The sequence below is a fragment of the Erwinia tracheiphila genome (assembly GCF_021365465.1).
GTDB lineage: Bacteria > Pseudomonadota > Gammaproteobacteria > Enterobacterales > Enterobacteriaceae > Erwinia > Erwinia tracheiphila.
Genome location: NZ_CP089932.1, coordinates 4,763,897 through 4,777,504, shown reverse-complemented (window position 1 = coordinate 4,777,504; position 13,608 = coordinate 4,763,897). Strand labels below are relative to the sequence as shown.

Sequence of the window (13,608 nt, the reverse complement as noted above, 5' to 3'; positions counted from 1 at the left end):
AGCCGGAGTTTTTTAGTACATGAAACTGGCATTGCACTGATTATCAGAGGTAAAAAATGGGCGGTAGTATTAGTATCGGGCAATTATTAATTATTGCCGTAATTGTTGTTCTTCTTTTTGGTACGAATAAGTTACGGTCGCTGGGTTCCGATCTCGGTTCTTCTATCAAAGGTTTTAAAAAAGCCATGAGCGATGACGATGATAAGGAAAAAAAACATGCCAATGATGCGGATTTCGATGCCAGGCTCACTGAAAAGCAGCCGACAGAGGCAAAGAAAGAAGACGTTAAAAATGACAAGGTATAAACCGTGTTCGATATAGGCTTTAGCGAACTTTTACTGGTATTTGTGATTGGGCTTGTGGTGTTAGGACCACAACGTTTACCCGTAGCGGTCAGGACTGTTTTAGGATGGATGCGTGCGATGCGATCGCTGGTGGCTAACGTGCAGAATGAGCTTGCTCAGGAACTAAAGTTGCAGGAGCTGCAGGAAAGTCTCAGAAAGGTTGAAGAGGCGAGTAAACGTAACCTGACGCCAGAGCTTAAGGCCTCCATGGAGGAGCTGAAGCAGTCTGCAGAGTCGATGAAGCGCTCCTATATTGGAGAGAATGAGAAAGTCGATGATGAGGCGAATACCATCCATAATTCGCTGGTCAAAAATCCTGCTGACTCTCATGCGGGGGTTACGCCAGCTGAAGCTGATCACCATGCCAGTGCGCCAGTGCAAAGACTCGGTCAGAATCAAACGGAGATCAAGGATGTTGATGCTGCTTTCATGCCCGTGAGACCCTCAGAAGGTGGCAGTGAAAGTGGGCCTGCCGTTCATGTTTCTAAGGTGGCAAGCAGTTCGACTGAGGCTAATGCGTCAGCTGCAACAGTGACAACAGAACCCCCGGCAGCATCGATCCTGTCCAGTCGTGCACCTGCTTCCATCACGCAATCAGAAGAGCAAGGTTAAACATGGCTGTTGAAGATACCCAACCGCTGATCGGTCATTTGATTGAACTGCGTAAGCGTTTACTTAACTGCATTATTGCTGTCGTGGCTATTTTTCTTTGCCTTGCCTATTTCTCTAATGATATTTACCGCCTTATTGCTTCCCCTTTGATCAGTCAGATGCCCGCAGGAGCAAGTATGATTGCAACGGATGTGGCATCACCTTTCTTTACCCCTGTCAAACTGACGATGATCGTTTCCGTGTTTCTTGCGGTTCCGGTCATCCTGTATCAGATTTGGGCATTTGTTGCGCCTGCCCTGTATCGTCATGAGCGCAGGTTGGTGATGCCACTGCTATTTTCCAGTTATTTCCTATTCTATCTGGGAATGGCGTTCGCTTATTTTGTTGTTTTCCCACTGGCTTTCAGTTTTTTTGCCAAGACTGCGCCCGAGGGTGTTCAGATAGCGACTGATATTAACAAATATCTCGATTTTGTGATGACGTTGTTCATGGCTTTCGGCGTTTCTTTCGAGGTTCCGGTTGCCATTGTTCTGCTGTGCTGGACGGGCATAACTACCCCGGAAGAACTAAAGAAAAAGCGCCCTTATGTTCTGGTTGGGGCCTTTGTGGTGGGCATGTTACTCACGCCACCGGATGTGTTCTCTCAAACGTTGTTAGCCATTCCGATGTATTGCCTGTTTGAGGTGGGGGTGTTTTTCTCACGCTTTTACGTTGGCAAAGGGCGGGAAGACAATGGGAAGGACGAATCTGGAATGGAATAGCAGTGCCCTGTAGCACCCCATTCTGTTGATGTGAAATAACCGCCCGTGGGTGCGGTTACTGTCTGGAACTGATTATGTTTGATATAGGGGTCAACCTGACCAGCACACAATTTGCGCAGGATCGCGACTGGGTCGTTAAACGTGCAAAACAAGCGGGTGTGACAGGTTTACTTATCACCGGAACGAACGCGCTGGAGAGCCAGCAAGCACAAAGTCTGGCGGCACGAAGCCCCGGATATTGCTGGTCAACCGCAGGTGTACACCCCCATCATGCCAGCGAATGGTCCGGCGAAACGGTTTCGACTCTGAAACGGCTGGCTGAAAGCCCTGAAGTGGTGGCGATAGGTGAGTGCGGGCTGGATTTCAACCGAAACGTCTCTGAACCTGAGCAGCAAGCCTATGCCTTTAATGCACAGCTGGAGCTGGCAGCTGAACTGAATTTACCTGCGTTTCTCCATTGCCGCGAGGCTCACGACCGTTTCATTGAGATTCTTACCCCGTGGTTGCCAAAGCTTTCTGGTGCAGTGATTCACTGTTTTACCGGCACAAAAACTGAACTGGAAGCCTGTCTTGACCTGGGTTTATCGATTGGGATTACCGGGTGGATATGTGATGAACGCCGCGGGAAGCCACTGCGTGAACTGGTTCCGCTTATCCCGGCCGGGCGGTTACTGCTGGAAACCGATGCACCTTATTTGATCCCGCGTGACCTGCGGCCTCGTCCCCCTTCACGTCGTAATGAACCCGGTTTTCTACCGCATATTGTTGAACAGGTCGCTGAATTACGCAAAGAGGATGCTGCTGTGCTGGGGCGCCAGAGTGATGAAAACGCCCGGTTGCTGTTCAGGCTGGCTAACCAGCCTGAGTAATCAGTCAGGAGGCGGGAAGATTCAGAGTTTCTGAAATTGCTTGTTGTCCATGCTGCGCACGATTTGTTTGTTGAGCATTTTGAGCAGCAGCATTGAGCGTTCTTCGCCGTCTGGTTCAGTGAAAATGGCCTTGAGTCCTTCAAACGCACCCGCCGTAATAATTACCTGTTCTCCGGGCTGCGGCAAGTCTGGGTCTGTTAGCGTCTCCGTTCTCTCAGTTTGCAAAGCAACAATGACGTCTTCAGGAACGATAGCAGGCATGCTACCAAAACGGACAAAGTGACTCACACCTCTGGTTGCACTGATCGTGGTGGTGTGAATAGCTTCTGGATCAAACTCAATAAAAAGGTAGTTTGGGAACAGAGGTTCATTCACTATAGTGCGTTTGCCCCGCACCATTTTCTCTATTGCAATCATTGGGCTGAGACAATGCACAGCCTGGCGTTCAAGATGTTCTTTAGCTCGAAGCAGCTGACCGCGTTTGCAATAAAGTAAGTACCAGGATTCCATAACGTCACTTTGCAATTTCAGGGGTAATAAGAATAACAAAATTGATACAAGAGTCATAGTTTCATCCCAGTCGGAAGGGGCAATTCGGGCCTGATTTCTAACAAAAATATTATGTATCATTAATCGTTTGCCTGTCTGGCGGGCGCATTAATAACTATTAATGGTGATGGTTGTTATCCAAAAGCGTGTGATCGTATCCCGGATGTCGCGAAAAATTAAGCATCCAATGCCGATCCTCCCTATAATGGCCGATTTACTACCGTACTAATGAGAAGTCATGAAATACCACGGCTTACGCGACTTCCTTTCTCTGCTGGAACAGCGGGGAGAATTAAAACGTATTACCATGGAGATCGATCCCGATCTTGAGATGACCGAAATCGCCGATCGCACGTTGCGGTCTGGCGGTCCTGCACTGTTGTTTGAGAATCCCAAAGGACACAGTATGCCTGTCCTCTGTAACCTGTTTGGCACGCCGCAGCGGGTGGCATTAGGCATGGGGCAGGAAGATGTTTCAGCCCTGCGTGATGTGGGGCGCCTGCTTGCCTTTCTGAAAGAACCAGAGCCACCACACGGTTTCCGCGATTTTATGGGGAAGATGCCGCAGTGGAAGCAGGTATTAAATATGCCAACCAAACGTCTGCGCGATGCGCCTTGCCAGCAACAAGTCTGGCAGAGTGACGAGGTTGATTTGCGTACAATACCAATCATGACATGTTGGCCGGACGATGCTGCACCGTTAATTACTTGGGGGCTGACGATAACCCGTGGGCCAAATAAGGAGCGGCAAAATCTGGGTATCTATCGTCAGCAGCTAATCGGTAAAAATAAACTTATTATGCGCTGGCTATCACACCGCGGTGGCGCTCTGGATTTTCAGGAATGGTCGCAAGAGCGTCCTGGAGACCGTTTTCCTGTTGCGGTGGCGCTGGGTGCCGATCCGGCAACTATCCTCGGTGCTGTCACGCCTGTCCCGGATACGCTTTCTGAATACGCCTTTGCCGGGCTGTTACGTGGCACGAAAACGGAAGTGGTGAAGTGCCTTTCCAACGATCTTGATGTCCCGGCCAGTGCTGAAATCGTGTTGGAAGGTTACATTGAAGTCGGTGAAATGGCCCCGGAAGGCCCCTATGGCGATCATACCGGCTACTATAATGAAGTGGATAACTTTCCAGTATTTACCGTGACACACATGACCCAACGTCGTGATGCAATTTATCATTCGACCTACACAGGTCGTCCACCGGACGAGCCAGCGGTTCTGGGGGTGGCACTGAATGAAGTGTTTGTCCCTATCCTTCAAAAGCAGTTTCCTGAAATTGTCGATTTCTATCTGCCGCCAGAAGGTTGCTCATACCGCCTGGCCGTGGTGACGATGAAAAAACAATATGCTGGTCATGCCAAAAGGGTAATGATGGGCGTCTGGTCTTTCCTGCGTCAATTTATGTATACCAAGTTTGTTATCGTCTGCGATGATGACGTTAACGCTCGTGACTGGAACGATGTTATCTGGGCTATAACCACCCGTATGGATCCTGTCAGGGACACCGTGTTGGTGGAAAATACCCCGATTGATTATCTCGATTTTGCCTCGCCGGTTTCAGGTCTTGGTTCGAAGATGGGTCTGGATGCCACCAATAAATGGCTTGGTGAAACTCAGCGCGAATGGGGCCGACCTATTCAAAAAGATCCTGCTACGGTGGCAAAAATCGATACGATTTGGGATGAATTAAGTATCTTAAGTGAGACGCCCAAACGCAGCATTGCGTCCGGCAAATAAATGTTCGACTCAACAAAGGGAACGCATGACAACGTTAAGCTGTAAAGTGATCTCGGTAGAGACGATTACCGAAACTGTTTACCGGGTGCGCATGGTGCCGGAGGCTGATTTTAGCTTCCGTGCCGGTCAGTATCTGATGGTGGTGATGGATGAGCACGATAAAAGGCCGTTTTCACTGGCTTCCACGCCGATGGAGAAGGATATCATTGAGCTGCATATTGGTGCTTCAGAGCTAAACTTGTACGCAATGGCAGTGATGGAACGTATTCAACAGGATCGCAAAATCACCGTGGATATTCCCCACGGTGATGCTTTCTTACGTGAAGAGAGTGACCGCCCACTGATCCTTATCGCTGGCGGTACCGGTTTTTCTTACGCGCGTTCTATTTTGTTAACCGCGCTATCGCAGCAGCCGCATTGTGATATTGCGCTCTATTGGGGCGGGCGTGAGCCGAAGCATCTTTATGATTTGGAAGAATTGAACGCACTGGCGGTTAAACATCCTAATTTGAAGATTTTCCCGGTAGTTGAACAACCTGAACCCGAATGGCCGGTGCGCAATGGTACCGTGCTGACGGCGGTGATGAATGATTATGGTGACCTTGCGGGTTACGATATTTACATTGCTGGACGTTTTGAAATGGCAAAAATTGCTCGCGAACGTTTTTGTGCTGAACGTGGTGCGAAAGAAGATCAGATGTACAGCGACGCTTTCGCCTTTATCTGAGATTGCAGGGACAGCGATTACTGTCCCTGAATATTCAGTTGCCGTTCTGTCTGGTGGGGAGTACAGGAACAGCCGCTGCCCTCCGGTCAGGCTCGTTCAAAAACGGCAGCAATCCCCTGACCCAGACCAATACACCATGCTCACCAGACCAAACCTGACATCCCGCTGTTCCAGCAAATTTAACAACGTGGTGCTGATGCGTGCGCCAGAACAGCCCAACGGATGACCCAGCGCAATTGCTCCGCCATTCAGGTTTACCTTTTCATCAAGTTTTTCCAGCAATCCAGGATCTTTAATACAGGGTAGCGTCTGCGCTGCAAAGACTTCATTCAGTTCAAACAGGTCAATATCGCTGACGTTCAGTCCGGCTCTTTTTAGTGCCAGTTTAGACGCTGGCACCGGGCCGTATCCCATACCCATGCTGACCGATATGCAATGCCCCACCCATGATACCCGCTCCCAGAACCGCAGCCTGGCGTGGCGTTTTTACTTCGCGAGCAAGTTTTTTGGCTTTGGATTTTACCGTTTGGTCATTCAGGAAAATGCCGATCAGCGCCTTTGCTGTACCAGAACGAGCCAGTGGCACAAACGCCTCTGTTTCCAGCCTGAGCGCCTCATTCCGACAAAGATGAGCGACAACTTCAATCGTTTCTTACCGCGATGAGAGCGGCGCGGGATAATGTTTGCCCGCTGTTTGTAAAACCATGCTTTTTGCTACGTTAAAACACATGACGACTTCTGTTTTACTTAGTTTTAGCGGCTGAAGTTTTGGCTGGCGTCGGGTGCGCCAGTCCTGCTTACCATCAATGGCTTCAGGCGGGATATTGATGCCTGCTTCGCGCAGTTTTTTGGCCGGGAACACGGCATCGACCAGGCCGATTGCCAGCGCTTTTGCCGCGTCGACATCCTTAGCGGCGGCAATAATCTCCAGCGCACTGCCTACGCCAGGCAGACGTGGCATCTTCACCGTTCCACCAAATCCGGGTATTATACCCAGCTTCGTTTTGGGTAAACCAATCTTTGCGCCCGGCGTGGCAATACGGAAATCCGTAGTCATAACGAATTCACAGCCACCACCCAGAGCATAGCCATTGATTGCAGACAGGGTTGGAACCGGTAAACCCTCAAGACGAGTAAAGACACTGTTGGCAAAGGCCAGCGCTTGCGCCACTTTTTCGGCGGAGCGGCAAATAATGAAAGAAATTCCGTGATGTCTGCACCAACGATAAACGTCGGTTTACGAGAAGCGATCAGCAGTGCTTTTAACTCTATCTGCTGTTCAAGGATTGAAATTGCAACAGTTTGGGTGTCCAGCTTGTTGACCGGGCCGCTTGCATCAAATACCAGTTCAGCAATGCCCCGTTCAGCCAGTTCAGGGAAAGTGTTTCACCTTGGTAAAGCATGGTTATCTCCTGAGGTCTCGGCAATCGGATCTGGTCATACCAGATAAATAAAAGTGTGGAATTTATGTTAATCATTTGCAAATCAAAATTTGATGCTTTGCAAACAAGATCACAGGTGCGGCAAAAGGACAGCGTCGTGATAAGATGCGCTTAATTTGGTGTTAACGGAGACAGGTAATGGAATCGTTGGTCGCCCTCTACCAGCGGCATATTAAAACGCTACAGACCCGCGCGCAGGAGGTTCTGTCCCGCTTTCAGCTCGATGCTCTGCTAATCCACTCTGGAGAACTTCTGACCGTTTTCCTTGACGATCACATCTATCCTTTTAAAGTTAACCCACAGTTTAAAGCATGGGTACCTGTGACTTCGGTACCAAATTGCTGGTTGTGGGTCGATGGCGTTAATAAGCCCAAATTGTGGTTTTGGTTGCCCGTTGATTATTGGCACCGCGTCGAACCATTGCCTCACAGCTTCTGGACGGAAGAAATAGATATAGTGGCGTTAAGGCATGCTGATGATATCGGCCAGCAGTTGCCCTCCGTTCGTGATAACGTTGCTTACCTTGGTCCTGTTTTCGAACGTGCGGCTCAACTGGGTATCAAAGCCCGTCATATCAATCCGAAAGGAACGCTGGATTTTTTGCATTACCAGCGCTCTTACAAGACCGACTACGAGCTGTATTGCCTGCGTGAGGCACAAAAAACGGCAGCGATAGGGCATCGGGCGGCGAAGGAAGCGTTTCTGTCCGGCCTGAGCGAGTTCGATATCAACAATGCCTATCTCAGCGCGACTGGCCACCGCGATACTGATGTGCCTTACGGAAATATTATTGCGCTAAACGAACATGCGGCGGTGTTGCATTACACCAACCTTGACCTGATGCCGCCGGAAAAAAGGCGCAGTTTCCTCATTGATGCCGGAGCTGAATATAATGGCTATGTGGCTGACCTGACACGCACTTATTCTGCTGATAATGGCAGCGATTACGCGCAGTTGATCAACGATCTCAATAAAGAAGAGCAGGCACTGATTGCTACACTTAAGACGGGTGTGCGCTACACCGATTATCATCAGCAGATGCATCAACGTATTGCCGGGCTGTTATTAAAACACCAGTTAGTTAAAGGAATGAGTGAGGAGGCGCTGGTCGCCGAAGACCTGACCGGCCCGTTTATGCCGCATGGCCTGGGCCATCCTCTTGGACTTCAGGTACACGATGTTGCAGGATTTATGCAGGACGAATCTGGAACGCAGCTGGCCGCACCAGCGCAATACCCCTACCTGCGTTGTACACGCATACTTGAACCACGAATGGTGTTGACTATCGAACCGGGCTTTTATTTTATCGATTCACTGCTTGCGCCTTGGCGTGCGGGTAAATTTAGCCAGCATTTTGACTGGATGCGTATTGACGCGCTGAAGCCTTACGGGGGGATCCGCATTGAGGATAACGTGGTGATGCATGCGCATGGCGTGGAAAATATGACGCGCGATGTAAAACTGGCGTGATGGACGCCTATGACATTCCTGCGGCGCTATTCAGCTTCAGTGAGGAAATCAAAAAAAGCCGTTTCATTACGCTCCTGGCACATACCGATGGTGTTGATGCCGCGCGCGCGTTTGTTCAGCAGATCAAAAGCGAACATCTTCAAGCAAGGCATCATTGCTGGGCATGGGTCGCAGGCTCTCCTGAGGACTCGCAGCGTCTGGGCTTTTCTGATGATGGTGAACCGTCAGGCACGGCAGGCAAACCGATGCTTGCTCAACTGATGGGTAACAACATTGGCGAAATCACTGCCGTTGTCATTCGTTACTATGGCGGTATTCAACTGGGAACGGGTGGGCTGGTTAAAGCGTATGGTGGGGGCGTACAACAAGCCCTGAAAGGCATGCTCCGTCGGCAAAAGGTGCCGATGCTGACCTTTACGCTTTGTTGTGATTACTCCCAGCTCGCTGAGATTGAAAGAATGATTGACCGATTCCAGGGGCAGTTACTTAACAGCGAATTCCTGCAAGCCGTTTCACTTAAGCTGGCTTTGCCTTATGCGCAGGTTGCCGGGTTTACGCAAAGTCTCACCGACTTTAGCCGAGGGGCACTTCACCTTATCCCGCTCAAATAACATTTTTACTGTCAGGAAAGGAAAGGCAGCATGCATTTTCGTGCTATTACGCGCATCGTGGGTTCACTGGTCATTTTGTTTTCTGGAACGATGATTGTTCCGGGGCTGGTGGCATTAATCTATCGTGACGGTGCCGGACGTGCCTTTACCCAAACGTTTTTTATGGCGCTTCTGATTGGCGCGATACTGTGGTGGCCAAATCGTAGACAGAAACGCGATCTGAAGCCCCGGGAATGTTTTCTTATTGTTGTACTTTTCTGGACGGTATTGGGCAGCGTTGGTGCAATGCCTTTTATTTTCGCCGAGCATCCCAATCTGTCGATCACCGATGCATTCTTTGAGTCTTTTTCAGGTCTGACAACCACAGGAGCAACGACCCTGATTGGGCTGGATGTATTACCAAAAGCGATTTTATTTTACCGACAAATGCTGCAATGGCTGGGGGGGATGGGGATCATCGTGCTGGCGGTGGCAATACTCCCCCTTCTCGGCGTGGGGGGGATGCAGTTGTATCGGGCTGAAATGCCGGGGCCGCTTAAAGACAATAAAATGCGGCCGCGCATTGCGGAAACGGCGAAAACGCTCTGGCTAATCTATGTTCTACTGACGGTGGTATGCGCACTGGCGCTGTGGTTAGCGGGTATGCCTTTGTTTGATGCCATCGGGCACAGTTTTTCGACTATCGCCATTGGGGGATTTTCCACTCATGACGCGAGTATTGGCTATTTTAACAGCTCGACTATTAATACTATCATCGCTATTTTTCTCCTCATTTCAGGCTGTAATTATGGTCTTCATTTTTCATTGCTGAGTGGCCGCAGTCTGCGTGTCTACTGGCGCGACCCAGAGTTTCGTATGTTTATCGGCGTGCAGTTTACGTTGGTGATTATCTGTACTGTTGTGTTGTGGTTCCATAATGTTTACAGTAGTGAGCTGCAGACGTTGAACCAGGCTTTTTTCCAGGTGGTATCGATGGCCACAACCGCAGGATTTACCACTGACAGTATTGCACGCTGGCCACTGTTTCTGCCCGTACTGCTCCTCTGCTCTGCTTTTATTGGCGGCTGTGCCGGTTCGACTGGTGGCGGGTTAAAGGTGATCCGCATTCTGCTGTTATTTAAGCAAGGTAATCGTGAATTGAAACGGTTGGTTCACCCTAATGCGGTCTACACCATCAAGCTGGGGCAACGTGCATTACCTGAACGAATACTCGAAGCGGTGTGGGGGTTTTTCTCAGCATATGCTCTGGTATTTCTGTTAAGTATGTTAGCTATCATTGCCACGGGTATTGATGACTTCTCTGCCTTCGCTGCTGTGGCGGCAACACTGAATAATCTGGGGCCGGGCCTTGGAGTGGTTGCGGATAATTTCACTACCATGAATGACACGGCGAAATGGATTTTAATTCTGACAATGCTTTTTGGCCGTCTAGAGGTCTTTACGCTGTTAGTCCTGTTTACGCCCACTTTCTGGCGTGAATAATTTAAATTGAGTGCTTATTATGAAAGCGTTAATTCTGTTTTCCAGTCGCGATGGTCAAACCCGCGAGATTGTCTCTTTTATCGCCAGCCAGCTTAAAGAGCAGCAGGAGTGCGACATTCTCGATATATTGTACGCAAAGAATCTTGACTGGAGTAAATATGATCGCGTGTTAATCGGGGCTTCAATTCGTTATGGTCACTTTCACCCCACATTAATGGCGTTTGTGAAAAGGCACACTACGGAATTGCAGCACAGGCCCTCCGGTTTTTTCTCAGTTAATCTCACCGCCCGCAAACCTGAAAAACGAACGCCGCAAACAAATGCTTATACGCGCAAATTTCTGTTGAAATCACCCTGGCAGCCCGACTGCTGTGCGGTATTTGCAGGGGCACTTCGTTACCCGCGCTATAGTTTTTTTGATCGCATAATGATTCAGTTAATTATGCGCATTACTGGCGGGGAAACGGATACGACAAAAGAAGTTGATTACACAGATTGGCAGCAGGTGAGACGTTTTGCACATGAATTTGCTGTTATTTCACTCAACATGCAGTAAAAAAATACGTTTTGTTGAAAAATGAGGCTCTCAGAAATTTATTTTCAATAACCCCTTGTCAGGGCGCACAAACTCCCTATAATGCGCCACCACTGACACGGAACAACGGCTTCGATGCCGCCGTGTTGAGAGGTTCAGCGAGCTGAACCGCCGGAGAAAAGCTGCGTAAAAGTGGTTGACTCTGAAGGAGGAAAGCGTAGTATACGCGACCTCGCGGCAGGAAGCGAAAGCACTGACCGCACCGCTCTTTAACAATTTATCAGACAATCTGTGTGGGCACTCGCAGGATAGATATCGGCATCTTCGGATGCAAAAATATCAAGTCTTAAGAGTGAACACGTAATTCATTACGACGTTTTCCTTGAGCACTGCTTCACGAGTTGAAGCAAATCAAACTTTAAATTGAAGAGTTTGATCATGGCTCAGATTGAACGCTGGCGGCAGGCCTAACACATGCAAGTCGAACGGTAGCACAGAAGAGCGTGCTCTTTGGGTGACGAGTGGCGGACGGGTGAGTAATGTCTGGGAAACTGCCTGATGGCGGGGGATAACCACTGGAAACGGTGGCTAATACCGCATAATCTCGCAAGAGCAAAGAGGGGGACCTTATGGCCTCTTGCCATCGGATGTGCCCAGATGGGATTAGCTGGCAGGTAGGGTAACGGCCTACCTGGGCGACGATCCCTAGCTGGTCTGAGAGGATGACCAGCCACACTGGAACTGAGACACGGTCCAGACTCCTACGGGAGGCAGCAGTGGGGAATATTGCACAATGGGCGCAAGCCTGATGCAGCCATGCCGCGTGTATGAAGAAGGCCTTCGGGTTGTAAAGTACTTTCAGCGGGGAGGAAGGGACGCTGGTTAATAACCAGCGGCATTGACGTTACCCGCAGAAGAAGCACCGGCTAACTCCGTGCCAGCAGCCGCGGTAATACGGAGGGTGCAAGCGTTAATCGGAATTACTGGGCGTAAAGCGCACGCAGGCGGTCTGTTAAGTCAGATGTGAAATCCCCGGGCTTAACCTGGGAACTGCATTTGAAACTGGCAGGCTGGAGTCTTGTAGAGGGGGGTGGAATTCCAGGTGTAGCGGTGAAATGCGTAGAGATCTGGAGGAATACCGGTGGCGAAGGCGGCCCCCTGGACAAAGACTGACGCTCATGTGCGAAAGCGTGGGGAGCAAACAGGATTAGATACCCTGGTAGTCCACGCTGTAAACGATGTCGATTTGGAGGTTGTGCCCTTGAGGTGTGGCTTCCGTAGCTAACGCGTTAAATCGACCGCCTGGGGAGTACGGCCGCAAGGTTAAAACTCAAATGAATTGACGGGGGCCCGCACAAGCGGTGGAGCATGTGGTTTAATTCGATGCAACGCGAAGAACCTTACCTGGCCTTGACATCCACAGAACTTAGCAGAGATGCTTTGGTGCCTTCGGGAGCTGTGAGACAGGTGCTGCATGGCTGTCGTCAGCTCGTGTTGTGAAATGTTGGGTTAAGTCCCGCAACGAGCGCAACCCTTATCCTTTGTTGCCAGCGATTTGGTCGGGAACTCAAAGGAGACTGCCGGTGATAAACCGGAGGAAGGTGGGGATGACGTCAAGTCATCATGGCCCTTACGGCCAGGGCTACACACGTGCTACAATGGCGCATACAAAGAGAAGCGACCTCGCGAGAGCATGCGGACCTCATAAAGTGCGTCGTAGTCCGGATCGGAGTCTGCAACTCGACTCCGTGAAGTCGGAATCGCTAGTAATCGTGGATCAGAATGCCACGGTGAATACGTTCCCGGGCCTTGTACACACCGCCCGTCACACCATGGGAGTGGGTTGCAAAAGAAGTAGGTAGCTTAACCTTCGGGAGGGCGCTTACCACTTTGTGATTCATGACTGGGGTGAAGTCGTAACAAGGTAACCGTAGGGGAACCTGCGGTTGGATCACCTCCTTAGCATAAGATAGCTTCATGCGCAGTGCTCACACAGATTGTCTGATAGAAAAGTAACGAGCAGAAAACCTCTCCAGGCTTGTAGCTCAGGTGGTTAGAGCGCACCCCTGATAAGGGTGAGGTCGGTGGTTCAAGTCCACTCAGGCCTACCAAATTCGCACTCAGGCTGCGTTATGTCTCAGGCTCGCATAGTTCACTATGCTTCGCGGAAACATAGCCTGTCTGAGAACGAATTGCATTTCTTAAGAAGTGTACTCGGTTGAGTGGTAACAGTGGTCTCTGCAGTGACTGTATGGGGCTATAGCTCAGCTGGGAGAGCGCCTGCCTTGCACGCAGGAGGTCAGCGGTTCGATCCCGCTTAGCTCCACCATGCAGTCTGACGAAAAATACTTCAGAGCGTGCCGGTAAGGGTATGCTGTGAAGTATTATGCTCTTTAACAATCCGGAACAAGCTGAAAATTGAAACGACATGTTGTTGTCATTCTGGGTAACAGGAATGGCGTGAT

11 protein-coding genes, 2 tRNA genes, 1 rRNA gene and 2 pseudogenes are annotated in these 13,608 nt (G+C 50.0%); 13 read left to right on the top strand and 3 right to left on the bottom strand.

Annotated elements, in window-relative coordinates; translation table 11 throughout:
• Window positions 1-56: 56 nt before the first annotated feature.
• From tatA to tatD, 4 genes are all read left to right on the top strand, one after another.
• Window positions 57-305: a twin-arginine translocase TatA/TatE family subunit gene (gene tatA / locus LU633_RS24725; protein WP_046372097.1), complete on the top strand. Its 249-nt coding sequence runs from the start codon at window positions 57-59 to the stop codon at window positions 303-305.
• A 3-nt stretch (window positions 306-308) separates the two neighbouring features.
• Complete coding sequence (tatB, locus tag LU633_RS24720) at window positions 309-956, top strand: Sec-independent protein translocase protein TatB (protein WP_040465771.1); 648 nt, start codon at window positions 309-311, stop codon at window positions 954-956.
• 2 nt (window positions 957-958) lie between these two features.
• A complete protein-coding gene (gene tatC, locus LU633_RS24715; RefSeq protein ID WP_016192298.1) occupies window positions 959-1,717 on the top strand; it encodes a Sec-independent protein translocase subunit TatC in 759 nt (252 codons plus the stop codon).
• 74 nt (window positions 1,718-1,791) lie between these two features.
• Window positions 1,792-2,586, top strand: a complete 795-nt coding sequence (gene tatD / locus LU633_RS24710; protein WP_016192297.1) for a 3'-5' ssDNA/RNA exonuclease TatD — start codon at window positions 1,792-1,794, stop codon at window positions 2,584-2,586.
• 21 nt (window positions 2,587-2,607) lie between these two features.
• On the opposite strand, the gene rfaH is transcribed toward tatD, so the two are convergent.
• Window positions 2,608-3,096, bottom strand: coding sequence for a transcription/translation regulatory transformer protein RfaH (rfaH, locus tag LU633_RS24705; protein WP_016192296.1), 489 nt, complete (start codon window positions 3,094-3,096; stop codon window positions 2,608-2,610).
• 277 nt (window positions 3,097-3,373) lie between these two features.
• On the opposite strand from rfaH, the gene ubiD reads away from it, so the two are divergent.
• Together ubiD and fre are read left to right on the top strand one after the other, a co-directional pair.
• Window positions 3,374-4,876 (top strand): 4-hydroxy-3-polyprenylbenzoate decarboxylase, encoded by a 1,503-nt coding sequence (gene ubiD / locus LU633_RS24700; RefSeq protein ID WP_016192295.1) that lies wholly within the window; start codon window positions 3,374-3,376, stop codon window positions 4,874-4,876.
• 25 nt (window positions 4,877-4,901) lie between these two features.
• A complete protein-coding gene (gene fre / locus LU633_RS24695) occupies window positions 4,902-5,603 on the top strand; it encodes an NAD(P)H-flavin reductase (RefSeq protein ID WP_016192294.1) in 702 nt (233 codons plus the stop codon).
• Window positions 5,604-5,689: 86 nt separating this feature from the next.
• Here the strand turns inward: fre and fadA are convergent.
• A pseudogene (gene fadA / locus LU633_RS24690) lies at window positions 5,690-6,017 on the bottom strand (acetyl-CoA C-acyltransferase); the annotation flags it as partial.
• A gap of 19 nt (window positions 6,018-6,036) precedes the next feature.
• A pseudogene (locus LU633_RS24685) lies at window positions 6,037-7,006 on the bottom strand (enoyl-CoA hydratase-related protein); the annotation flags it as partial.
• A gap of 177 nt (window positions 7,007-7,183) precedes the next feature.
• Here LU633_RS24685 and pepQ point away from each other — a divergent pair.
• The 7 genes from pepQ to LU633_RS24650 all read left to right on the top strand — a co-directional run bounded on the left by pepQ (window position 7,184) and on the right by LU633_RS24650 (window position 13,472).
• Window positions 7,184-8,515 carry a Xaa-Pro dipeptidase gene (pepQ, locus tag LU633_RS24680; RefSeq protein ID WP_016192290.1) on the top strand — a complete coding sequence of 444 codons (1,332 nt, stop codon included), beginning with the start codon at window positions 7,184-7,186 and terminating at the stop codon, window positions 8,513-8,515.
• Window positions 8,515-9,126 (top strand): IMPACT family protein, encoded by a 612-nt coding sequence (locus LU633_RS24675; protein WP_016192289.1) that lies wholly within the window; start codon window positions 8,515-8,517, stop codon window positions 9,124-9,126. Before pepQ ends, LU633_RS24675 begins: the two co-directional genes overlap by 1 nt.
• Before the next feature lie 30 nt (window positions 9,127-9,156).
• Window positions 9,157-10,608: a Trk system potassium transporter TrkH gene (trkH, locus tag LU633_RS24670; RefSeq protein ID WP_016192288.1), complete on the top strand. Its 1,452-nt coding sequence runs from the start codon at window positions 9,157-9,159 to the stop codon at window positions 10,606-10,608.
• Window positions 10,609-10,627: 19 nt separating this feature from the next.
• A complete protein-coding gene (hemG, locus tag LU633_RS24665) occupies window positions 10,628-11,164 on the top strand; it encodes a menaquinone-dependent protoporphyrinogen IX dehydrogenase (RefSeq protein ID WP_016192287.1) in 537 nt (178 codons plus the stop codon).
• A gap of 399 nt (window positions 11,165-11,563) precedes the next feature.
• A 16S ribosomal RNA gene (locus LU633_RS24660) occupies window positions 11,564-13,105 on the top strand.
• A gap of 72 nt (window positions 13,106-13,177) precedes the next feature.
• Window positions 13,178-13,254 (top strand) — tRNA-Ile (locus LU633_RS24655).
• A gap of 142 nt (window positions 13,255-13,396) precedes the next feature.
• Window positions 13,397-13,472, top strand: a tRNA-Ala gene (locus LU633_RS24650).
• Window positions 13,473-13,608 lie beyond the last annotated feature (136 nt).

Coding starts and splice junctions, on each gene's coding strand:
- tatA (WP_046372097.1), top strand. CDS start 57: ATGGGCGGTAGTATTAGTATCGGGCAATTATTAATTATTGCCGTAATT.
- tatC (WP_016192298.1), top strand. CDS start 959: ATGGCTGTTGAAGATACCCAACCGCTGATCGGTCATTTGATTGAACTG.
- tatD (WP_016192297.1), top strand. CDS start 1,792: ATGTTTGATATAGGGGTCAACCTGACCAGCACACAATTTGCGCAGGAT.
- rfaH (WP_016192296.1), bottom strand. CDS start 3,096: ATGGAATCCTGGTACTTACTTTATTGCAAACGCGGTCAGCTGCTTCGA.
- ubiD (WP_016192295.1), top strand. CDS start 3,374: ATGAAATACCACGGCTTACGCGACTTCCTTTCTCTGCTGGAACAGCGG.
- fre (WP_016192294.1), top strand. CDS start 4,902: ATGACAACGTTAAGCTGTAAAGTGATCTCGGTAGAGACGATTACCGAA.
- pepQ (WP_016192290.1), top strand. CDS start 7,184: ATGGAATCGTTGGTCGCCCTCTACCAGCGGCATATTAAAACGCTACAG.
- LU633_RS24675 (WP_016192289.1), top strand. CDS start 8,515: ATGGACGCCTATGACATTCCTGCGGCGCTATTCAGCTTCAGTGAGGAA.
- trkH (WP_016192288.1), top strand. CDS start 9,157: ATGCATTTTCGTGCTATTACGCGCATCGTGGGTTCACTGGTCATTTTG.
- hemG (WP_016192287.1), top strand. CDS start 10,628: ATGAAAGCGTTAATTCTGTTTTCCAGTCGCGATGGTCAAACCCGCGAG.